A 22,119-nucleotide genomic window follows, 5' to 3' on the forward strand; every position below is an offset into this window, starting at 1 on the left:
GGTTCGGTCTCAAATACTCGACCCGCCAGCGTCCAATGGATTTTATCTTTTGAGGAATAATAGGTAATGCCAGGGCCAGTGCTAAAGAGATAGTACTGCCCGTTCTCTTTCGCCATCACAGGATCATGAATACTCACCTGCTTGGCACTTACTTGGCCTAGAGTTGCCAATATGCCCAGCAGCGCACAATTGAGCATCTTAAGGTGACGTTTTAGGGCTGTTTTCGGTGTGATTCTTATGGCTGGCATTAATTCTCCTTATTACCTCATCCTATTTAATAAAATAGCTATTATGCTATTGTATGATGAATTAAGTTATCATACTATCGGACAAGGAAGTAACAATCAAATGCAAAAAAATTAACAGGAGAAAAATGTGTTAACATTGCGGATGCGGTAAATCGCAAAATAACACAATAACTCACTGTTTATAATAAATATAATAAGGATTTCTGATGAGTTCTCATAAATTGTCAGTCATTGAAAAGATCGGTTACGGCTCCGGGGACATGGCCGTTAACGTGGTGATTTCGTCAATGATGTTAATTATTACCTTCTTTTATACCGATATTTTTGGGTTAAAGCCCGCCGATGTCGGGATTTTGTTCCTGCTGGTCCGTCTTATCGATGCCATTACTGATCCTTTAATGGGCATTATTAACGATAAAGTAACCACCCGCTGGGGAAGATATCGCCCCTACTTCCTGTTTATGGCGATTCCCTTTGGTATTTCGGTGTTCTTAACCTTCTCAACCCCGGATTGGGATTACAATGCCAAGCTTATCTGGGCCTACTCGACCTATATTCTGGTCACTATCATCTTCACCACTGTGACTATCCCATATATTTCGATTATCAGCGTGATCACCGACGATCCGAAAGAGCGGTTATCCGCCAACGGTTATCGTTTGTTCTTCGCAAAGATTGCCGCCTTTTTAGTGACCATTATCGTGCCTATGTTAGCGTCGGCCTGGGGCGGTGAGAACATTGCCGCGGGCTATCAAAAAGCCATGGGCGTGATGGCATTAATGGCAACACTGTTGTTTTTATTTTGCTTTTTCACGACCACAGAGCGCGTGGCTTATAAGGTTGAAACTAAGCCTGTCGCCATGCAACTGCGATTATTGTTTAAAAACGATCAATGGTTAGTGTTAACCGCGATTTGTGTGATTGGCACCATTGGCTATGTGATCCGCGGATCGGTAGCTGCCTACTACGCCACCTACTACTTGGGCGGCGATGCCAAAATGCTCTCAGCATTTCTATCGACCGGTGTGGGCGCAGCGATTCTGGCCATGGTGGCTTCGACTTGGATCACTAAGCGTTACTGCAAACTTAAACTCTTCCGTTACAGCCAAATCGCGGTTGGGATCTTAAGCGTCATTATGTTCTTTGCCGTGCAACCGGGGGACATAGTGCTGGCCTTCATACTTTACTTTGCGATTTCATTTGTGGTGGATTTACATGCGCCTGTCTTCTGGTCGGTGATTTCCGAGTCGGTGGATTATGGCACAGTCAAAACGGGCCACAGGGTCTCTGGCCTTGCCTTTGGCGGGATCTCATTCGCCCAAAAAGCGGGTATGGGCGCAGCGGGATTTGTAGTCGGTATGCTGCTTACCTACTTCAACTATCAACCCGGTGAAACCCAAAGCGAGTTTGCGTTGACCGGCATTTCGTTAATGCTGACGGTGATCCCTGGCGCATTCCACGCGCTGATGGGCTTACTGATGTTCAAATATAAGATTTCAGACCGCGTTTATGAAGAAATCAAACAGGCTTTACCCGAGCAGGAGAATTTCAGCCAAGCGGATGCCAGCCGAGAGGTCAATCCAAAGGCCGTGACGAGCCAAGTCTCGGCGTAATTCATTTAATGACCATTTAATTCAACTATGGTCATTTTGCCCAAATATGAAAAAGCCCCTGCCAAGGGGCTTTTTTATCACACCGTATGACATTTGCGTTATATCGATTACTACGAACGTGCACTCGACAACCATATCCTCTCGTCCCTGCAAGCGAGCCCCATCACGCTGATCCCCTTCTTTCGCCTGCACGACAGCCGCTATACCTTGTATTTTGGCCAGAGCGCCCCCGATGAATGGCAACAAAAACAGCAAGCGTTAGCTCAAAAAGCCCAAATGGAAGCCAAGCTGATGGCGCAAACCTTAGATAGTGTGCAGCCCAGTGAGCAGCAACCTGAGTCGGATCATTTCTTTAAGGCATCAAAGAGTGAAACGGGCCTTAATGGTAATCGCCATTGGCGCCATGCCGAGGATTGGTTTAGCTATCAACTCGATGCCAAAGGTGAACCGCAACCCATATTGCGCTTAACTTACTTGGGTTTGGATGCAGGGCGACGTTTTGACATTTTGATCAACGATAAACGCCTTGCCGAAGTCACTCTGCCTGCCGATAAGGGGCCAACATTTTATAGTGTCGACTACCCTATTCCCGCCGATATGCTTTTAGATAGCACAGTGCCCTTCAGGGTGAAATTTGTGGCAAAACCGGACTCGATTGCCGGAGGTTTATATGAGGTGCGTCTGCTAAAAAGTGAGCCAAGCTCGACTCAATAAGCCGAGCATCCCGAGCGCAATATGTGAACTTGGGCTAAAAACGCTCATTCAGACAAGGGAAAGTGAGACGCTTTCCCTTGTTTCTTTATCCCCTTACCCACCGATTCTGCGCTAGGCATTACCTGATGCTTGCTGGTGGCCCTGTGCGACTCGCCGTAAGTAACAGCCACTAGCCGTCAATATTTCAGTCACCATTTCAGTCAATATTGAGTTGGATGACGTCGGTAATAGACGAAATAAGCCAGTTGAGTTGAAAATTTTTGTTGGCAATATTCATCGCCATTGCTGATAAAAACTAGCAACCATCTCTTTATGATTGCAACTTTGAACAAAATAATCGATATCAGCATCACTTTGATCGCCAAACCAGACGGAGAACAATATTGCCTGCGGGTTTAGCGGGCGCATGGCTTTAACCTCATTGAGCGCCCTGACTAATATGGCGTACAAGGCTTTAAGGTAAGCATCGTATGCTTCTTCGGACTCGAGTGCCTCAGCGTCCTCTTGCAGCAATTGCAGTTTGTCGTTAATCGCCTCAAAAATATCTTCATTTTCATTGTGATGTGGAGAGTCGCAGGCCGACCAGCGCAGCGTTTGCTTAAGCTGTGCGAGGGATTTATGCCGAAAACGATGATCGTTTTGATATTGCTCTGCGACGGCCGTCAGGCCTTCCTCGGTGAAAAGGGTGACGCCTAAATATTCCACTAAGGGCGTGCTGTACAAGCAAAAACCGTAGAGGGTCTGCGCCGGATATTCTGACAGCCACCAATCGTAATATTTCGCAAGTGCCTGTGTTATTTCCTGAGTAAATTCATCCATTCTTGCTTCAATATTTGCACTAAGTTTGTCCTTGTTTATCGCCATTTCCCTACTCCTCGATCTTGGCAAAATCATCATCACTGAAATTCACTCCCACATTCAGGCAGGACTCCTACCCACAATGTGAATGCTCGGGCGGCAATATAACATCTTTAGCTTCAAAGGTTGAATCGGTTAAGTGATTGAAATAGCGATTGGAATAGCTTGTTTTGCGTGCGAGCCTAAACAATCGCGCTTCACTCAGGCATAAAAAAGCGGGGCTGCTGAAGCATGCCCCGCGGGTATCACATCATATGTGGTGGCAAATCAATTAGTAGAGGTTGAACAAGGGACGCCCGCTCTCATCAAATGACACCGCTAACGTTCGCGCATGGCGATTGGGATCATAGAGTGGATCTTTAATTATTTGCGCTAATGGACGGGTATCTGTGTTAGGTACCACACTTGGGTCGCCCACCGCATGTTCATAATCACGGGCATGGTAAACACAGATGGGCGTTATGCCATCTTCTGCCACGGTGAAACTGTTATGACCAGGGCCGAAGATTTGCTTGTCGACATCAGTGCACAGCACTGGCTGGCGGGTTTTCTTCCATGAGTTACGATCGAGCAAATCAGCATGCTCATCGGCCTCCATATAACCCATGCAATAACAAGCACCTGTCGCGCTGGCCGAGAAAGTAATGAAGATTTTCCCCTGATGTTTAAGCACTGCAGGCCCTTCGTTAACCCAAAAATCGACTCGTTCCCAATCGTAATCTGGGGTGGTGAGCATAAATTGTGGCGTCTTTAACTTGATGGGTGATGCCATTTCCGCAAGATACAGGTTTGAAGCCGCAAATTGACCGCCGGTTTTCTCCGCCCAGCAGAAGTAACGCTTACCGTTGTTTTCAAAAATGGTCGCATCTAAGGAAAAGTCGATAAATGACTTATTATCACCATCTGCCGCCTGCATCATGCCAAGTTCAATCCATTCATCATTCAAGGGATCTTGCCCTTGGCACTCAAGCACATAGGGGCGTAAGGCCCAAATATTTTCTTCTTCGCTGGCCGCAAAGTAGATGTACCATTTGCCGTCGAGATAATGGATCTCGGGCGCCCACACGTGGCGGCTCATCGGGCCGCTTTGGTGTTTAAACCAGATATCGAATGTTTGCGCGTCTTTCAAGCCGTCTAAGGTCTTGGATTTACGCAGTTCAATCCGATCGTAGGTCGGAACAGAGCCCGTAAAGTAGTAATAACCGTCGCTATGTCGATACACAAAGGGATCGGCGCGCTGCTCGACTAGGGGGCTGTTTGTTGCTCTTATCATGGAAAACCTGTCTATTTCGATTACTTAAGTGTGCGGTTAGTGTCTGTTAAACGCATTTCGCTTATTCGCGGGATTGCGTGTCTTGCTGATGCAGGGTTTGGCTATCGCTCTGCTGATTATCAAATACTGGAAAACCGTCCGCCGACCAGCGAATGGCGCGGTAGTAAGTGTGTCTATTACCGTCGGTCAATGGTGTCCCCTGCAGCTCAAGGTAATTACGTGCATGGTAAAACATCAGCTCGGTTTTACCATCCTCTGCCAGCACAAAACTATTATGGCCAGGACCAAAACGATTCAGGCTAGGCTCAGTGGTAAAGACTGGGCTTGGCGATTTATGCCAACTCTTGGGATCGAGTAAATCGGCATTTTCATCGGCCCATAATAGCCCCATGGCATAACGGTCGTCCGTGGCACTGGCGGAATAGGTCACGAAGACTTTACCGTTTTTAACCAACACAGCTGCGCCTTCGTTGACTTTAAAGCCTAAACGTTCCCAATCCAATAAGGGCTCGCTGATAATGGTTTCGTTATCAGAGAGTTGAGTTGGCGATAGCATTTTGGCAATCACTAAACCGGTGTTGTAACGCTTGGCTTTGTCCTGCTGCGCCCAAATAAAATATCGCTCGCCCTTGAGGCTAAAGCTGGTCGCATCGAGTGAGAAGGCATCCTGCGCCGATTGCAATTTGCCAAGCTCCTGCCACTGCCCCGTCATCGGCGAGTCACCCTCGAGTCCTAAGACAAACATGCGGTTATGAAAACGCACATCCTTATTGCTGGCCGCAAAATAGATATACCAGCGACCATCGATTTTGTGCAGCTCAGGCGCCCAAATATCGATACTCATTGGGCCGGTTTCATGCTTGCGCCACAGGGTTTTAGGCGTTGCTTGGTGTAAACCGTCAATGGTTTTCGCGTGGCGAAGTTCGATGCGGTCAAACTCAGGTACTGAGGCAATAAAATAATAACTGCCGTCATCATCGCGGATCACCCAAGGATCCGCCCTTCTCTCGATAAAGGGCGCATTCGCATCGAGGGTTTGCGCCGTGGCGCTGTGGGATTGTGCGCGGCTAATTTCAAGTACGGGCACGGCTTGCGCTAATGGCAATGCCAATGCGGCGAGTAAGCCACAGGTCAAAAGCAAGCGCCGAAAGACCGACAGGTTAGGTTGACGATTATCCATGTGATTTTTTGCGTCCATTCAAGAGTTTCTGCAATAGGATGAAAAAGAACAATAAGAGTCCGATAACTATTTTGGTCCACCAACTGCTTAAGCTGCCATCGAAGGTGATATAGGTTTGGATCACCCCCATCAAAATCACTCCAAGTACAGTGCCGACCACAAATCCACTGCCGCCCGTCAGTAACGTACCGCCAATCACCACGGCCGCAATGGCATCCAGTTCGACACCAATGGCGCCAAGCGCATAGCCAGAGAAGGTGTAAAAGGTAAAGACAATGCCTGCCAGCGTTGCCAGAAAGCTACTGATGGCGTAAATACTGATGGTGGTTTTAGCGATGGAAATCCCCATTAGTTCAGCAGAATGTTGATTGCCACCAATGGCATACACATTGGTGCCGAAACGGCTGTAATGCATCACAATGGCGATAATCACAAAAAACAGAATAAAGATCAGTGAGCTTAAATCGAGCGCAGCATTGCCTGGTAGTGCAATGCTCATCTCTGCCACCGCATCGTAAAATGGATGGTCAATGGCAATCGACTCTTCGCTGAGCGTCGTCGCTAAGCCCCGTGCAAGGAACATGCCCGCAAGCGTCACGATAAAAGGCTGCAACTTATACACATGGATAATAGTGCCCATGAGTGCACCAAACAGCGTGCCAAGGGGCAAGATAACCGCAAAGGCCAACAATGGATGCCACTGGTACTCAGTGATCAATAAACTGCTGACAACCCCACTTAAGGCGATGACGGCGCCAACTGAAAGATCAATGCCCCCGGAGATAATCACTAAGGTCATGCCTAATGCGGTGATAAGTAAAAAAGCATTATCACGCAACAGGTTGGTGACTACTCGGCCGCTGGCAAAACCGTCAAACTGAAAGGTGCCGACCAGAAACATCGTCAGCAGCAATGATGCGGTGATCCACAGCGGGATAAAACGTCTTGCTATCATAGTTTTTCTCCTGTCGCTGTGCTGACTTTTGCACTTGTGCCCTTTTCTGCTGGTTTTGCATCCGCTTGGCGCTTGGATTTGAATAGCGCCGACAATTGGCGCCTAAATTTATCCGATTGCAACAGCAGCACGGTCAGGATAACGATGGCCTTGATCAGCAAGTTAAATTTAGCGGGTAAACCACTGACGATAATCGTGGTCGCTAAGGTTTGAATGATCAGCCCGCCCACAACCGACAAGACTAAGGAGAAACGCCCACCGGTGAGTGCGGCGCCGCCAATAACCACCGCTAATATGGCATCGAGCTCAAGCCACAGGCCTGCGTTATTGGCATCTGAGCCTTGGATATCGGCGGTGCTGATCATCCCGGCCAATGCCGCGCACAGACCCGCAATGGCATAGGCGAACAGTTTGATGGATTTATCGTTGATCCCAAGGTAACGACTCGCCTTAGCATTACAGCCCACCGCTTCGATAAACAGCCCTAAGGCGGTTTTACGTAGCAGTAATTGGCTAAAGATCAGCATCCCAATCACAATCCACACTGGCATCGGCAGGCCTAAAAACTGGCCCACGCCAATAGCGGCAAAGCCTGGGTGCTGGAAGGTGATAATTTGCCCTTGGTTGATAAGCTGAGCAACACCGCGCCCTGCCACCATAAGCAACAAGGTTGCGACAATCGGTTGAATGCCTAAGAAACTCACCAGACCGCCATTAATACAACCGGCTAAGAGCCCAATACTCAGGCCTGCAGCAATGACGATGACTAAGCTTAAATCCGGCACTAACAGTAGATTCGCGCAAACGGCGCCCGCAATCGCCATCACGGCACCAACCGACAGGTCAATACCGCCAGTGGCAATCACGAGACTCATGCCAATGGAGAGCAGCGCCACGGGTGCACTGCGATTTAAGATATCAATCAAAGAGCCATAGAGTCTGTCGTCTTGATAGCTGATATTAAAGAAATTGCTATCAATAAACAGATTGGCAAGTAACAGAATACCTAAAGCCAAGAGTGGCCAGAGGTATCGACCAATGGAGGTCGACTTGCCCGCTTGGTAACGGGTGTTTTTTTCTTGAACCATGGTTTTGTGGCTTTCCTGCATCCGTTGTCGTTCAGATGAGTTCGACTCAGACGAAAATGATTCGGTCGATAGGGTTTGGACAGAGCTTTTCATTTATCCCTCCGCAATCGCTTGCATGACGTGCTGCGAGGTTAATTCCGCGCCTGAAAGTTCACGTACTGCATATCTGTCGCGTAGCACCACGACTTTATTTGAAAAGGCCACAAGCTCATCAAGCTCGGACGATGCGACCAATAGTGACATGCCTTCAGCACACAGGCTTCTGATAAGCTTGACGATTTCAGCGTGGGCACCAATATCGATGCCACGGGTCGGCTCATCCAGTACCAATAAAATCGGCTCTATGGCTAACCAACGGGCGAGGATCACCTTTTGCTGATTACCGCCACTTAATTGCTCTATGGGTTTATCTGCGTCCGGTGTCGCAATCTGTAATTTATCGATAAAGAACTGGGCAATTTCCTGCTGCCGAGCTTTAGATAAATAACGCCACCAACCGATACGCGCTTGCAGCGCGAGTATGATGTTTTCACGGATAGACAAAGGGCCGATAATGCCGTCAATCTTACGATCTTCAGGGCACAGGGCTATCCCGGCGCTGATCGCATCCACCGGTTGCGACAGCTTGAGTTTCTGCCCCGCCAAATGAATACTGCCGCTATCGACTAAATCCAGCCCAAATACGGCGTTGCAGACTTCGCTGCGCCCCGATCCTAAAAGACCCGCAAGTCCGACCGCCTGCCCCTTAGGTACGGTAAGATTCATCGATTGAATCGAGCCTTTCACCGACACACCTTCAAGGGATAACAACACCGCATCGGCGCTGGCAACCGTGCGTTCCTTTTCCTGCTTATCGACCAATTGCTCCTGCAAAGAACGCCCGAGCATAGCTTCAATCAGCTTAGGCTGTGGTAATTCGGCCGTCAGATATTCGCCGATAAATCGCCCATTACGCAGCACGGTAATGCGATCGCTTATCTGATAAACCTGATCGAGGAAGTGTGTGATAAAAACAATAGCCACACCCTTGGCTTTGAGCTGGTTTAAGATCCCAAATAGCACTTGGACTTCTGTGGCATCTAAGCTCGCCGTAGGCTCATCGAGCACTAATACCTTGGCCGACATGGCAACACCGCGGGCGATGGCAATGAGTTGTTGCACCGCGATGGAATAGTCCGACAGCGGCGCGCTAACATCGATATCCAGCTTAAACTGGGTTAACACTGCGCGCGCATCGGCATACATTTTTTTGAAATGGATCAGCCCAAGACGGCGCGGTTCGTAACCGAGGAACAAATTTTGTGCCACGGTCAGGTTAGGCACTAAGTTCACCTCCTGATAAACCGTGCTGATCCCTGACTTTTGCGCATCCATTGGTGTGTTGAAATGTTGCGGCTCGCCAAGAAAGAGGATGTCGCCCATATCTTTTGACTGGGCGCCTGTCATCACTTTCACCAGCGTCGATTTACCCGCACCGTTTTCGCCGAGCAGGGCGTGAACTTCCCCCGCAAATAACCGCAAACTCACATCCTCAAGGGCTTTTACGCCCGGATAGTGCTTACTGATCTGCTTGAGTTCTAAAATAAGGCTCATAGCTATTCCCCAAGAAAGCGTCAATCTGACTATTGATGGCGACGCTTTTCGTACTCGGCGGCAGCGGTTTCTTGGGTAAATACGTCACCCGTGGTGCTGATAAGCTTAGGCTGCTCCTTATTGCCCTTAAGGTACGCATCGATAGCATCAAACGCTGGGCCACCTAAGTAAGGGCTAAGTTCAACCGTGGCGTTCACATCACCATCGGCCATGGCCTTAAAGTAATCGGGCACACCGTCCACGGAGACGATCAGAATATCTTTACCCGGTTTTAAACCTGCTTCTTTAATGGCTTGCACGGCACCCAGGGCCATTTCATCGTTATGCGCCCACACGGCGCACAGTGGCTGACCGTTTTGGGCCTTGAGGAAACCTTCCATCACTTCTTTACCCTTAGCACGGGTAAATTCGCCGGTTTGGCTGCGAACAATCTTGGCATTGGGATAATTGGCAATCACTTGGTTAAAACCGGCGGCGCGATCAATCGCTGCGGTTGCACCTACCGTGCCCTGCAACTCGGCGATATCGCAGTTGCCTTGGGTTTTATCCATTAGCCATTGGCCAATCTTGCGGCCTTCTTCGGTAAAGTCGGAGGCGATACGGGTAAGGAATAGGGAATCATCATCGACCTTGATATTACGGTCGACAATCACCACAGGAATGTGGGCACGTTTGGCTTCTTTGAGTACGGGTTTCCAGCCTGTTTCTACCACAGGCGCGATAATAATGGCATCCACGCCTTGGGCGATAAAGCTACGCACGGCTTTGATTTGGTTCTCTTGTTTTTGCTGAGCGTCGGCAAATTTTAAATCTATACCCCGCTGTTTGGCCTCAGCTTTAACAGCTTCACTGAAGCTCGTTCGCCAACCACTCTCGGATCCAACCTGTGAAAAGCCCACCGTAGTGGCGTAGGCACAAGTGGCACTCACAGCCCATAATCCCAATGCGGTAATGATTTTATTATGTTTCATTATTATTCCCTTTATAATTTTAGGTAACAGAGATCCCCTAGCCTGCTAAAATCAGCAGGCTAACTCGTATAAATAAATATTATTTCGCCTTTATTGAATTAAATATTCTTAAACTTATGTACCGTAATTTGTTGATATTGAGTATTTGCCTCAAGCATGACATTCGGAAAATGATCAATATTGACCGCATTCGGATAACCGTGGGTTTCTAAACAGAGCCCATGGAATTGATTAATGCTATAACCTTCATCGTCAATATGGCTGCCATCGAGAAAGTTACCGCTGTAAAATTGCACGCCGACTTCTGTGGTGCTAATTTCGAGTTCTCGGCCGGAAAGCGGATCTTTTAATACCGAAATAGTCTGCAAATTGTTTTTATTGTCAGGATTTCTATCCATCACAAAATAATGATCATAACCATTAGCTAATTGCTTAATATCCGCGGCAATTGCCTTTGGTTGTTTGAAATCGTAAGCACTATCGTCGACTAAGATTAATTCGCCGGTTGGGATCTGTTCATTATCTAGGGCAAGAATATGGCTGGCATGGATGGTTAACTCATGCTCCAAAATACCTTGCTGTTTGTTTGAGGCAAGATTCCAGTAGGCATGATTGGTTAAACAGACGGGTGTGGTTTGATCGCAAGTGGCGTGATAACTTAGGTTTAATTCATTGTTTTCATTGAGGCGGTATTCTAGCTTAATGGCAAGATTACCCGGAAATCCTTGATCGCCATCGGGACTGGTAATGCTGAAAACCGCCGCCACACTGTCACTGTCCTGCAAAGTCTCAATCTGCCAAGTGCAATGGCTTAATCCTTTAGGGCCGCCGTGAAGTTGGTTATTGCCTTCATTGGCGACTAATTGAATCGTTTTACCTGCTAAAGGAAATTGTGCTTTACCAATACGATTCGCGACACGGCCTGCGGTAATACCAAAATAATACGGATTAGTCGCCCAATCTTTAATATCTTGATAGCCAAGACTTAATGAAATAGGTTGCTCATCTTTGCCATAAAGTTTTACCGACCAAATGCTAGCGCCGTAATTTGACAGAACCACTTCAAGCCCGTGGCTATTGGTAAGCGTGACTAATTGTAATTCATCCGCAAATGCGGCATGTTCTACATTTTTTTTAGAGACGGAGAGTTGCATGGTGAGTGCTTTACCTTTTATTTAAAAATAAACTCAGCACTCACCTCATTATTCAATGAACTGAAATTTTATTGTGATATTTAAATCCAACCACCATCGACAATAAAATTTTGTGCGGTGCAGAGTTTGCTATCATCTGCTGCTAAAAATAACGCCATAGCAGCAATATCTTCGGGCATTACATATTCTTTAATACATTGGTTATTTTCGATATGTTTTGCCGTATCTTTATCTACCCAGTGTGTGAGTTGACGTTTTGTCATCACCCAACCCGGCGTTAAGGTATTAATCCGGATTTTATCTTTGCCTAAATCGGCGGCTAAACCTCGAGTTAAGCCCATGACACCAGCTTTTGAGGCCGTATATCCCGCCATTCCCGCTTGACGATTGTGCCAACTCATAGATCCAAAGTTGATAACAGAACCCCCGCCGAGCCGCTGCATTTGCGGCCTGACCGCTTGTACGGCAAAAAAGTAGTGCCGCAAATTGGTATTTAAACATTGGTCCCAATATTCTGGCGTGACTTCATCTATGCTATGCCTTTCATCGCACGCGGCATTGTTAATCAATACTGAGATAGGGCCTAAATCGTCTTCAACCTGAGCAATGACGCTTTTAAGCGCAACTACATCGACAAGATCACAGTGATAAAATTTCACACTGGCGTCAGGCTGAGTCTGCTTAAGGCCTGTGACAAGTTGAGTCGACTCATCAACTAAAATGTCGACAAATGCCACCTTAGCGCCCTGCTCTAAAAAAGACCGTACTAAGCAAGCCCCAATACCCGTACCACCGCCACTGATAAAAATGGTCTTACCTTGTAAACTCGGGTATTGATTAGTCAACTTCATAACTCAACCTTTTATTAAAATAATTATTTGGTTTCATTATAAAAGAAAACGAGTTCATATTTAATGGGAATGTGCGGGTATCTCTGCACCTCGACATCCCACGAGAAAATCAAAATCACATCCCTCATCCGCTTGGAGCACATGGTCTTTAAAGAGCGAGAGATAACCACCATTGATTGGAATGGATTTCACCGTCGCGAGTTTTGCTAGGCGCGCCTGTAACTCTTGGTCACTGATCTCCAGCTGTAACTTTCCTGCAAAAGTATCCAGTTCAATCATGTCACCATTTTGTACTGCGGCGAGCGGCCCAAGGGCTTGTGCTTCTGGCGCAACATGGAGAACAACGGTACCAAAGGCGGTGCCACTCATGCGCGCATCAGAAATCCTCACCATGTCTTTAATTCCTTTTTTCAACAGCTTAGGTGGAAGTCCCATATTGCCGACCTCGGCCATGCCCGGATATCCCTTAGGACCACAGTTTTTAAGCACCATAATGCTGTTTTCATCGATATCCAATTCCGGATCGCCGATGCGGGCGTTGTAATCATCAAAACTTTCAAACACAACCGCTTTGCCACGGTGTTGCATCAGGTGCGCGCTGGCGGCGGAGGGTTTGATTACTGCGCCGCGAGGCGCGAGATTACCGCGCAGTACGCGAATGCCACCATTTTCAACCAAGGGATTTTCAAGTGACATAATCACCTCTTGGTTATAACAAGGCGCCTCTTTAACATTGTCCCAGAGGCTAGCGGCATTGACGGTGAGCGTGTTTTTGCTCAGTAAATCATGCTCAAACAGCTGCCTTAATACTGCTGGCAGTCCACCTGCGTAGTAAAAGTCTTCCATTAAGTACTGACCCGAAGGCTTAAGATTCACTATGGTCGGTACAGTGTAACCATGGCGCCAGTCATCGAGTGACAGTTCAACCCCTATCCTGCCGGCAATGGCCTTTAAATGGATAACGGCGTTAGTTGAACCACCAATGGCGGCATTGACTTTGATGGCGTTGATAAAGGCATCACGGCTTAAAATTTTACTTAAGGTCAAATCCTCTTTGACCATATCAACAATTCGCATTCCCGACATATGGGCCAACACTTGGCGGCGAGAATCCACCGCAGGAATGGCGGCATTGTGTGGCAAACTCACGCCGAGGGTTTCCACCATACAGGCCATAGTCGATGCAGTACCCATAGTGTTACAGGTGCCCGTTGAGCGGGACATATCCGCTTCGGCATTCATAAATGCGGCGAGGCTGATGTTGCCTGCTTTATATTCTTGATGCAGTTCCCATACGAGTGTGCCAGAACCCACATCCTTGCCCTTATGCTTACCATTGAGCATGGGCCCACCCGTGACGACTATCGTCGGTAAATCACAACTGGCCGCGCCCATCAATAAAGCCGGAGTCGTTTTATCGCAGCCCACTAACAGCACAACACCGTCGATGGGGTTGCCTCGAATGGCTTCTTCCGTGTCCATAGCCGCAAGGTTACGCGTTAACATGGCGCTAGGGCGCAAATTGGACTCGCCATTCGAAAACACGGGGAACTCCACCGGAATGCCACCCGCTTCCCGAATGCCATTCTTTACTCTTTGGGCCAGTTCCCGCAGGTGACCATTGCAGGGCGTTAATTCTGACCAGGTATTGCAAATACCAATCACAGGCTTATTTTGAAAGTGATGCTCTGGTATGCCTTGGTTTTTCATCCAACTGCGGTACATAAAGCCATTTTTATCATCACTACCAAACCAGCTTGCCGAACGAAGTGTTTTCGGTTTTTTATTATTCATATGACACCTTCGTTTTCCAAAGCACGTGCCCTGCCCGACATATTCAATTAGCCGCATTACAGTCGACTATCAGAGAGTTGGTGCACCTTTATGCCCTGAGTTAACAATTTGTACTTTAATATTGCTAGCACGTAAAAGTATTGGTATTACTATAATACTAAAATATCAAAAAACAATAGAGGAAGTATGAAAAAGGCATTTTCTAGTATTTGTGTGAGTGCTTGTTTGGCATTGATCACCACGGCAAGTACAGCGGCAATTGCTGCGAACCCTTTGTTTACGGATGTATTTACCGCCGATCCTGCCGCTATAGTGCACCAAGATACTGTCTATCTTTATACTGGCCATGACGTTGCAAAGGACAATCGCACCTTCTTCGAAATGCATGATTGGCTCGTTTTCAGCTCTAAGGATATGCACAACTGGACGGCCCACGGTAGCAAGTTATCGGTGAAGGATTTCAGCTGGGCAAAAGGAGATGCATGGGCAAGCCATGTGATCGAAAATGATGGTAAGTTTTACTGGTATGTCACGGCAAGACACAACAAAATCAATGGTTTTGCTATTGGTGTCGCGGTTGCAGATAGTCCACTCGGCCCCTTCAAGGATGCCCGCGGCAGCGCCCTTATCACCAATGATATGACCACAGATACCGAGATTGATTGGGATGATATCGATCCTGCTGTTTTTATCGATGATGACAAGCAAGCCTATCTGTTTTGGGGCAACACTAAGCCAAGATTTGCCAAGTTAAAAGCCAACATGATTGAACTCGATGGCCCGATCCATGCTATTGATGTTCCTAACTTTACCGAAGCACTTTGGGTACATAAAAAAGATAAAACCTATTATCTTTCATACGCTTCAGGCTTCCCTGAAAAAATTGCCTATGCCACCAGTGATAGCATTCTGGGCCCCTGGAAGTACCAAGGCATCTTAAATGAAGTGGCGGGTAACTCGCCGACAAACCATCAAGCAATCATTGAATTTAAAGGTAAATCCTACTTTATCTACCATACGGGCGCATCTCAGGATGGCGGCGGCGAATTTAGACGTTCAGTCGCGATTGACCCGCTATATTACAATGCCGATGGCACCATAAAGCGCATTCATATGACGAGCGAAGGCATCAGCCAGCCGCAGTAATCCTATTTTTTGCTCGCTCCAAAGTAAAAAAGGTGAACCTAAGTTCACCTTTTTATTTGCAGTAAAGCGGCGTTAAAAATTGAAGCAAGCCGTTATTTACGCACGATATTTTTATGCACTGTATCTTGAGACGTCGAGAGTAATTTATTCATCTCGGCTTTCGCGCCTTCACTGTCCCCTGCCGCAATCGCAGTATAAATGGCCTTATGTCCTGGGAGTGATTGGATAAAGTCATCCTGAATTGTGCTACTGAGTCTAAAGATTTCGAGCAGCGCAGATTGGATAGACACGCCGAGGGATACCATAAACTCGTTATTGGTCGCATCTAAAATCGCCATGTGGAAATCGATATCCGAGGTATACACTTCATCCGTACCTAATTCGGCCGCTTCCATCTTGGCATAAGCAGCCGCAATCACCTCAAGCTGCTCTGGGGTGCGTTTCTTGGCAGCCAGTTCCGCCGCAGCGGGTTCAAACACGGCACGAATTTCATAGAGTGAAGTATAAAACTCGGGTGAAGGTTTCGATTGGGAAAACCAATTTAAGATCACCGGATCAAACATATTCCAGTGGCGACGCTCACGAATTCGAGTGCCAAGCTTAGGGCGAGACTCGATAAGCCCTTTTGCTTTGAGCACCTTAAAGGCTTCCCTTAAGGAGGTGCGTGATACTTCCAGCTCTTCACAGATAGCATTTTCGTTAGGGATATATTCACCTGGCGCATAAAAGCCGCCCACAATGCGAGAACCTAATTCGCTTGCCACCCAGTTATGGATATTCTGCGGACGGTTATTTGCCTGATTTGCCATAGTGCCCTCTTTAACTCTCTATCTCTGTGCTCAATCCAATCAGCTGGATAAGGTACTTAACGCTGATAAACAAATGTTATGATACTACCTTTCATGCTAAAGGTAATAAAAATTTTGTTAACGCTAAGAATTTATGGGAATTTCCTTAAACTCATTGTCCCTACCTTACCCCAAACTTTTACATTGTAAAGCCTAATTTTGCGTTTTAGCCAGTGATTGGACAAGCTCGCAACGGCTATTGAGCGCCTAGGAAATAGTCATTTTCAATCTGTAATTCGGCATGCACATCGACCACAAACATCCCCGCAGCTTCGGCGGCTTGGATGCCCGCCTTCGCATCTTCAAATACGATGCAGCGCTCTGGCGCTATGCCCATCTGCTCGGCGCAGCGTAAAAAAGTATCCGGCGCAGGTTTGGGTGACACGACTTGGTCAGCCCCCACCACATAATCGACTAATTCCAACAATCCACACAGGGTTAAGATTTGAATGGCTTCCTCTGTGTAGGCCCCTGTGCCGACCGCCATTGGGCGTTTGCCCTGATTCTGCTTGGCAAATTCGGCTAATGCCGTCGGTTTTACATATAAATGCATAGTGTCGCGCACTAGGGCTTCTTTATACTCGTTCATGGCCTCGCAACTGGCCGTTGGCGTGACGCCAAAATGGGCGATCAGAATCTCTAAGGTGCCAATGGTGGGCACACCCGCTAACGAGCGCATCAGAGCAGGCTCTACGGGGATCCCAAAGTGATTCAAGGTTTGTCGCCATGCCTGTTCATGCAACTGACCGCTGTCGACTAAGGTGCCATCCATATCGAAGATAATGCCGTCAAATTCTGTATACATCTGTGTTAACCCTATGAAATAAATGGTTCCAGAAAAATGAAAGCCGCCCGAAGGCGGCTTTGTTCCTGCGCAAGAATTATAACCCTCTTGCTAAACCGTAATAAACGGAATTTTGGCGAAGTTCATTCTTAAACTCGCGGATCTTAGTGTCAGCATCGATGATAACCAGTTCAGCACCGGCCATTTCAGCAAAGTCGACAATCTGATCCGTCGTGATGGCTTGGCTATAAGCTGAGTGATGAGCACCACCGGCGTGGATCCAAGCTGCGGCGGCAACGGCTAAATTCGGACGAGGCTCCCACAGCGCAGACGCGACTGGTAAGTTAGGCAGATCCTGTGGTGGCGTCACTGTATCTAATTCATTGAGAATGATACGGAAACGGTTGCCTAAATCGATAGTCGATACGTTGATTGCTGGGCCCGCTTTACCAGTGAATAACAGACGTGGCACGTCACAACGCACACCAATGGTATGGCGGTGAACTTCTAAACGCGGTTTTGCCGCGGCAATCGAGGGGCAGACTTCTAACATGTGGGCGCCAAGAACTTGGTCAGTCGCCCCAAAGTTATAGGTGTAGTCTTCCATAAATGAAGTACCACCGGCACGGCCTTGGCCCATGACCTTCATAATGCGCACCATGGCAGCCGTTTTCCAGTCACCTTCGCCGCCGTAACCGAAACCGTTCGCCATCAGACGTTGGGTAGCCAGTCCCGGTAAGCCTGTCATGCCGGTGAGGTTTTCGAAGCAGTTGGTAAAGGCACCAAATCCACCTTGGGTTAAGAATTGGGTTAAGCCGAGTTCAATCTTGGCTTCTTTTCTTAAACGGTCTAATTGGTATTCATCACCAAAAAGTTCGTTACCCACTTGGTATTCACTGGCGTAACGATCAAGCTGTGCGGTTACATCGCCTTCGGCAATAGCTGCAATCGCTTCATTAAGTTCACCTAAGCTATAGGCGTGCACTTCGTAACCGAATTGAATTTGTGCGGCAACTTTGTCGCCTTCGGTCACGGCCACTTGACGCATGTTGTCGCCAAAGCGAGCGATACGCAGGTTTTGGCTCTCGTGCCAACCCGCCGCTGCGCGGCACCAATCATCGATTTGTGCCTGTACATCGCTGGATTGCCAGTGACCCACAACCACTTTGCGCTCTTTACGCATACGAGTGCCTATAAAACCAAATTCGCGGCAACCGTGGGCACTTTGGTGGGTGTTCATGTAGTTCATATTGATTTCGCTCCAAGGGAGCTCGGCATTGAACTGGGTATGTAAATGCATGAATGGCTTGCTTAATTCATTCAGGCCAGCAATCCACATCTTGGCGGGAGAGAAAGTGTGCATCCACAGAATGACGCCAACACAGTTTTCATCGCTGTTGGCCGCTTGGCATACGGCGTGAATTTCCCGTGGGGATTTTACGGTTGGCTTGTACACCACTTCCATCGAAATGGCGGAAGATTCATTAAAGCCATGAACAATTTGCTCACTGTTTTTAGCGACTTGTTCTAATACCTTCGGGCCGTATAAATCCTGTGACCCTGTGATAAACCACACTTGTTTTTGTTTGAAGGCTTTCATATTACTCTCTCTAGTTTGAAATGAGACCCGACTGGCAATTACTTGCTTTGGCCGTAATAAGCGTCTTTTCCATGCTTACGCAAATAATGCTTATCAATAAGCTCTTGTTTTAACTGATTTATACCTGGTGATAATGTTTTGGTGAGATACGCCATCCGCGCGATTTCTTCGAGCAACACGGCGTGGTACACAGATTTAGCCGCATTCTCGCCCCAAGTGAACGGCGCGTGGCCTGCCACTATCACCATGGGCGACTCGTTGGGATCTCGGTCGGCAAAACAATCGAGGATCTGCACGCCGGTTTCTTCTTCGTAGTCGCGGCTTATCTGATCATTGCGCATCACTGCTGTGCATGGGATTTCACCGTACACATAATCGGCCTGTGTCGTGCCTAAGCAGGGAATCGCGATCTGGGCCTGCGCCCAGGCGGTGGCATAGGTTGAATGGGTATGGGTAATGCCACCGATACTCTGCCACTGACGATACAAATAGGTGTGCGTCTTGGTATCGGATGAAGGACGCATGCGCCCTTCTACGATTTGATTCTCAAGGTCAACAATCACAATGTCTTCAACCTTCAAATCTTCATAGGGCACGCCGCTGGGCTTGATACCAATGACGCCGAGTTGGCGGTCAATTTGTGAAACGTTGCCAAAGGTGTAGGTCACCAGTTTGCGTTTCTCAAGCTCCATGTTGGCTTCGTAGACTTCGCGTTTTAGCTCTAAAAAAGACATCTTATTTTGCTCCATCAACATAGTGGCCAAGGGCTAAGTACGCTTGATAAAGCGCTTGATATTTCTGTGCGTTTTCAGGATTCGATTGATAGGTTTTCGCAACGCTTGAGGCCATTGCAGCTTGGGCACTCAACACATCGGGATAAACCCCGGCAGCGGTTGCGGCATAAATGGCGGCGCCCAACGCGCAGCTTTGCTCGCTCTCCAGTACGTCGATATTGCAATTCCACACATCGGCGCAGGTTTGCATAATGAAGTCGGATTTTTTCGAGATCCCACCAATGGTGACCACATGGTCAATGCAAACGCCTTCTTGTTTGAAGCGCTCGATAATGGCCCGTGCGCCATAGGCGCTGGCTTCCACTAAGGCTTTGAAGACTTGCGGTGCTTGGCTGCCCATGGTTAAGCCTGTGATAGCCATGGCAACAGATTGGTCGGCATCGGGCGTGCGACGTCCATTAATCCAATCCAGCGCGACAATACCGGTCTCCCCAACGGGGATTTTCGCTGCCGCATTGCCCAGCACGGTTAAGGTTTCGGCCTCGAGTTGCTGAATAAGTTTGGCTCTGGTGTCGTCATCAAACAGCGCTGAAGTGTCAAGCTGTTGCATTGGCCATGCGGTGAGATCCCTAAACCAAGCGTAAAGATCGCCAAAGGCGGACTGACCCGCTTCAAGACCAATCATGCCGGGCAATACGGAACCATCGACCTGACCGCAAATCCCTTTGATACAACGCTCTCCAATATCTTCATAACTGGCGACCGTAATGTCGCAGGTAGAGGTCCCCATCACCTTAGTTAAGACGCCGGGCTTAACATTGGCTCCAACGGCGCCTGCATGGCAGTCGAATGAGCCAAAAGACACGATAACCTCGGTCGATAGCCCTAAATGCTGTGCCCACTCAGGGGTTAACTGACCACAAACCTTGTCGGATGTGCAGGTTTCAAGGGGTAATTTGTCTCTTAAACCATCGAGTAAAGGGTCGATGCCAACGAAAAAGTCATTCGGTGGATAGCCATTCCATGACTCGTGCCACATCACTTTATGACCGGCGGCGCAGCGCCCAGCCTTAAAGACTTTTGGATGTGTGGTGCCCGTCATTAATGCGGTGATCCAATCACAGTGCTCGACCCAGCTGTAGGCGGCTTGCCTTACCGCGCTGTCATGGCGCAGTACGAATAGTGCTTTGGCCCAAAACCATTCAGAGGAATAAATCCCTCCTTCATATTTCAAGTAATTTTCGCTTGCATTGTTTGCTGCGGCGGTAATTTGCTGAGCTTCGAGAATCGCGCTGTGATCTTTCCAAAGCAAAAACATGGCATTGGGGTTATTCGCAAACTCTGGTTTTAAGGCTAAGGCAACGCCAGCTTCGTCGACGGCAATGGGAGTTGAACCTGTGGTATCAACACTCAACCCGCAGACTCTTTGCGCGGCGCCACTGGGGGCTTTTGCCCATAATCCTTGCACTACCTCGATAAGGCTTTCGATGTAATCGAGGGGATGTTGTCTAAATTGATTCTTCGCGGGCTCACAAAACAGCCCCTTCTTCCAACGTGGGTAGTACACCACATTGGTTGCTACTTCTGCGCCCGTTTGGGTATCCACCAATAACGCGCGTACTGAATCAGAGCCGTAATCAAGCCCTAACGCGTAAGCCCCTAAAACATTCGACATTTGCATCCCCATTCATTTTGTCTGCGCCCTATTCGGTTTACGCAGGTAGAGTGAATATCATTTCATACTACAATATTACTACGAGATAATAGTAATACAATATGATTTTAGTTGTTGGGTGATAAAATTTTTAACATTAAGGCTGAGCATGTAACGATTAGGCGAGGAAGAGTGTGGAAAACTAAGCTGCGCTTAGCTTGACTCAAACGGTAAGAAGTCGAATAATGGCGCTAGGTTGCAGAGACACCTATCCGCAGAAGATGACATCACTCTGACTCATATCTCGATGTACGCATCAAATGTATGACACAACAATTGATTAGGTTTGGCTTAGCGGAGATGCCAATAAAACTTAGGAGAATTGTTTGTGATACAACAAATTACCCCAGCAGCACGCGCCTTAACTGAAGTCAAAATCCTCGCTAAAAAGCGCCTTAAAGCCTGCCACGCTGGTGATGCAATGGCGCTGGATAAATTCGCCCCCTTGATGAATAAGCAAGGTTTTACGCAACAGGATATTCAGCTTAAGCATTGCCAAAGCCTATTGGCTCGTGAGCTCGGTTTTACTGATTTTAATCACTGTCAAAGAGTGTTATCGGGACAAGCACACATCGGTGAAGACTTAGGTACCCTATTCCATAGCAGGCGCTGCGATACCTTGCTCAATCACTGGTTCAGCGGTTTTGATGAGGCGCAGGCTTTTTTAAAGCAATCACCGCAGATGGTGTTGTTGCCCTATAAAAAGCAGTTCTTGGTGGTCAACGGCGCCGACTATGTTGATGCTCTTGGACTCATATTGAGCGAACCCGCCTGCATCTACAGTACATGGGTGGGGAATGAAACGGTTCCTGCCTATGAAGCTTTTGCGCTAAGTCTTATCAGGCATAAGCTCACTTAGCCTAGCCTTACTTAACCTAAGCTGCTTTGCTATTTGAAAATCCTAGGGCGTGTTGACGTTTCATGGTTATTTTTGCAGCAATTAGGCTGGCTTTTATGCAAGGCAAAGTCCGTGCAGTGTAGTTATTCTACATAAACGGACG

At 47.8% G+C, this 22,119-nt stretch carries 19 protein-coding genes and 1 pseudogene; 4 read left to right on the forward strand and 16 right to left on the reverse strand.

Translation table 11 applies throughout. The annotated features are described in order from the left end of the window. A pseudogene (locus tag L976_RS09280) lies at positions 1-248 on the reverse strand (arabinan endo-1,5-alpha-L-arabinosidase); the annotation flags it as partial. Positions 249-454: 206 nt separating this feature from the next. Here L976_RS09280 and L976_RS09285 point away from each other — a divergent pair. After that, a complete protein-coding gene (locus L976_RS09285; protein WP_047536252.1) occupies positions 455-1,861 on the forward strand; it encodes an MFS transporter in 1,407 nt (468 codons plus the stop codon). 93 nt (positions 1,862-1,954) lie between these two features. Next, the gene (locus L976_RS09290; RefSeq protein ID WP_047536255.1) at positions 1,955-2,575 is read left to right on the forward strand and encodes a DUF6805 domain-containing protein; all 621 of its coding nucleotides are present in this window, start codon (positions 1,955-1,957) and stop codon (positions 2,573-2,575) included. Between the two features lie 273 nt (positions 2,576-2,848). On the opposite strand, the gene L976_RS09295 is transcribed toward L976_RS09290, so the two are convergent. The 10 genes from L976_RS09295 to L976_RS09340 form a co-directional block, all read right to left on the reverse strand. Next, positions 2,849-3,439 carry a DUF4303 domain-containing protein gene (locus L976_RS09295; RefSeq protein WP_047536257.1) on the reverse strand — a complete coding sequence of 197 codons (591 nt, stop codon included), beginning with the start codon at positions 3,437-3,439 and terminating at the stop codon, positions 2,849-2,851. A 265-nt stretch (positions 3,440-3,704) separates the two neighbouring features. Beyond that, positions 3,705-4,706, reverse strand: a complete 1,002-nt coding sequence (locus L976_RS09300; RefSeq protein ID WP_047536260.1) for a family 43 glycosylhydrolase — start codon at positions 4,704-4,706, stop codon at positions 3,705-3,707. A 61-nt stretch (positions 4,707-4,767) separates the two neighbouring features. Continuing rightward, positions 4,768-5,904 (reverse strand): glycoside hydrolase family 43 protein, encoded by a 1,137-nt coding sequence (locus L976_RS09305; RefSeq protein WP_047536262.1) that lies wholly within the window; start codon positions 5,902-5,904, stop codon positions 4,768-4,770. Further along, a complete protein-coding gene (gene yjfF / locus L976_RS09310) occupies positions 5,879-6,841 on the reverse strand; it encodes a galactofuranose ABC transporter, permease protein YjfF (protein ID WP_047536264.1) in 963 nt (320 codons plus the stop codon). The genes L976_RS09305 and yjfF overlap by 26 nt, the downstream gene beginning before the upstream one ends. After that, the gene (locus L976_RS09315) at positions 6,838-8,022 is read right to left on the reverse strand and encodes an ABC transporter permease (RefSeq protein ID WP_047536267.1); all 1,185 of its coding nucleotides are present in this window, start codon (positions 8,020-8,022) and stop codon (positions 6,838-6,840) included. Before L976_RS09315 ends, yjfF begins: the two co-directional genes overlap by 4 nt. Then, positions 8,023-9,522, reverse strand: a complete 1,500-nt coding sequence (locus L976_RS09320; RefSeq protein ID WP_047536270.1) for a sugar ABC transporter ATP-binding protein — start codon at positions 9,520-9,522, stop codon at positions 8,023-8,025. A gap of 29 nt (positions 9,523-9,551) precedes the next feature. Beyond that, positions 9,552-10,493: an ABC transporter substrate-binding protein gene (locus tag L976_RS09325; protein ID WP_047536272.1), complete on the reverse strand. Its 942-nt coding sequence runs from the start codon at positions 10,491-10,493 to the stop codon at positions 9,552-9,554. 98 nt (positions 10,494-10,591) lie between these two features. Next, complete coding sequence (locus L976_RS09330; protein WP_047536274.1) at positions 10,592-11,647, reverse strand: aldose epimerase family protein; 1,056 nt, start codon at positions 11,645-11,647, stop codon at positions 10,592-10,594. An 80-nt stretch (positions 11,648-11,727) separates the two neighbouring features. Further along, a complete protein-coding gene (locus L976_RS09335) occupies positions 11,728-12,498 on the reverse strand; it encodes an SDR family NAD(P)-dependent oxidoreductase (RefSeq protein ID WP_047536276.1) in 771 nt (256 codons plus the stop codon). Positions 12,499-12,558: 60 nt separating this feature from the next. Next, positions 12,559-14,292 (reverse strand): IlvD/Edd family dehydratase, encoded by a 1,734-nt coding sequence (locus tag L976_RS09340; protein WP_047536277.1) that lies wholly within the window; start codon positions 14,290-14,292, stop codon positions 12,559-12,561. A gap of 186 nt (positions 14,293-14,478) precedes the next feature. Between L976_RS09340 and L976_RS09345 the strand changes: the two genes are divergently transcribed. Beyond that, positions 14,479-15,438, forward strand: coding sequence for a glycoside hydrolase family 43 protein (locus L976_RS09345; protein ID WP_047536279.1), 960 nt, complete (start codon positions 14,479-14,481; stop codon positions 15,436-15,438). Between the two features lie 92 nt (positions 15,439-15,530). Here L976_RS09345 and L976_RS09350 read toward each other — a convergent pair whose 3' ends face one another. The 5 genes from L976_RS09350 to L976_RS09370 form a co-directional block, all read right to left on the reverse strand. After that, positions 15,531-16,247: a FadR/GntR family transcriptional regulator gene (locus L976_RS09350; RefSeq protein ID WP_047536281.1), complete on the reverse strand. Its 717-nt coding sequence runs from the start codon at positions 16,245-16,247 to the stop codon at positions 15,531-15,533. Between the two features lie 235 nt (positions 16,248-16,482). Continuing rightward, a complete protein-coding gene (locus L976_RS09355) occupies positions 16,483-17,091 on the reverse strand; it encodes an HAD family hydrolase (RefSeq protein WP_047536283.1) in 609 nt (202 codons plus the stop codon). A gap of 76 nt (positions 17,092-17,167) precedes the next feature. Continuing rightward, a complete protein-coding gene (gene araA, locus L976_RS09360; RefSeq protein WP_047536289.1) occupies positions 17,168-18,670 on the reverse strand; it encodes an L-arabinose isomerase in 1,503 nt (500 codons plus the stop codon). A 38-nt stretch (positions 18,671-18,708) separates the two neighbouring features. After that, positions 18,709-19,404: an L-ribulose-5-phosphate 4-epimerase gene (locus L976_RS09365; RefSeq protein ID WP_047536291.1), complete on the reverse strand. Its 696-nt coding sequence runs from the start codon at positions 19,402-19,404 to the stop codon at positions 18,709-18,711. A 1-nt stretch (position 19,405) separates the two neighbouring features. Next, positions 19,406-21,079 carry a ribulokinase gene (locus L976_RS09370; protein ID WP_047540330.1) on the reverse strand — a complete coding sequence of 558 codons (1,674 nt, stop codon included), beginning with the start codon at positions 21,077-21,079 and terminating at the stop codon, positions 19,406-19,408. Between the two features lie 367 nt (positions 21,080-21,446). Between L976_RS09370 and L976_RS09375 the strand changes: the two genes are divergently transcribed. Then, complete coding sequence (locus L976_RS09375) at positions 21,447-21,977, forward strand: hypothetical protein (protein WP_047536292.1); 531 nt, start codon at positions 21,447-21,449, stop codon at positions 21,975-21,977. The last annotated feature ends 142 nt before the right edge of the window (positions 21,978-22,119 follow it).

Source organism: Shewanella sp. ZOR0012 (assembly GCF_000798835.1).
GTDB classification, from domain to species: domain Bacteria; phylum Pseudomonadota; class Gammaproteobacteria; order Enterobacterales; family Shewanellaceae; genus Shewanella; species Shewanella xiamenensis.

Bases quoted from the DNA above. Each gene is read 5' to 3' on its own strand.
- L976_RS09285 (WP_047536252.1), top strand. From the start codon at position 455: ATGAGTTCTCATAAATTGTCAGTCATTGAAAAGATCGGTTACGGCTCC.
- L976_RS09295 (WP_047536257.1), bottom strand. From the start codon at position 3,439: ATGGCGATAAACAAGGACAAACTTAGTGCAAATATTGAAGCAAGAATG.
- L976_RS09300 (WP_047536260.1), bottom strand. From the start codon at position 4,706: ATGATAAGAGCAACAAACAGCCCCCTAGTCGAGCAGCGCGCCGATCCC.
- L976_RS09305 (WP_047536262.1), bottom strand. From the start codon at position 5,904: ATGGACGCAAAAAATCACATGGATAATCGTCAACCTAACCTGTCGGTC.
- yjfF (WP_047536264.1), bottom strand. From the start codon at position 6,841: ATGATAGCAAGACGTTTTATCCCGCTGTGGATCACCGCATCATTGCTG.
- L976_RS09315 (WP_047536267.1), bottom strand. From the start codon at position 8,022: ATGAAAAGCTCTGTCCAAACCCTATCGACCGAATCATTTTCGTCTGAG.
- L976_RS09320 (WP_047536270.1), bottom strand. From the start codon at position 9,522: ATGAGCCTTATTTTAGAACTCAAGCAGATCAGTAAGCACTATCCGGGC.
- L976_RS09325 (WP_047536272.1), bottom strand. From the start codon at position 10,493: ATGAAACATAATAAAATCATTACCGCATTGGGATTATGGGCTGTGAGT.
- L976_RS09330 (WP_047536274.1), bottom strand. From the start codon at position 11,647: ATGCAACTCTCCGTCTCTAAAAAAAATGTAGAACATGCCGCATTTGCG.
- L976_RS09335 (WP_047536276.1), bottom strand. From the start codon at position 12,498: ATGAAGTTGACTAATCAATACCCGAGTTTACAAGGTAAGACCATTTTT.
- L976_RS09340 (WP_047536277.1), bottom strand. From the start codon at position 14,292: ATGAATAATAAAAAACCGAAAACACTTCGTTCGGCAAGCTGGTTTGGT.
- L976_RS09345 (WP_047536279.1), top strand. From the start codon at position 14,479: ATGAAAAAGGCATTTTCTAGTATTTGTGTGAGTGCTTGTTTGGCATTG.
- L976_RS09350 (WP_047536281.1), bottom strand. From the start codon at position 16,247: ATGGCAAATCAGGCAAATAACCGTCCGCAGAATATCCATAACTGGGTG.
- L976_RS09355 (WP_047536283.1), bottom strand. From the start codon at position 17,091: ATGTATACAGAATTTGACGGCATTATCTTCGATATGGATGGCACCTTA.
- araA (WP_047536289.1), bottom strand. From the start codon at position 18,670: ATGAAAGCCTTCAAACAAAAACAAGTGTGGTTTATCACAGGGTCACAG.
- L976_RS09365 (WP_047536291.1), bottom strand. From the start codon at position 19,404: ATGTCTTTTTTAGAGCTAAAACGCGAAGTCTACGAAGCCAACATGGAG.
- L976_RS09370 (WP_047540330.1), bottom strand. From the start codon at position 21,079: ATGTCGAATGTTTTAGGGGCTTACGCGTTAGGGCTTGATTACGGCTCT.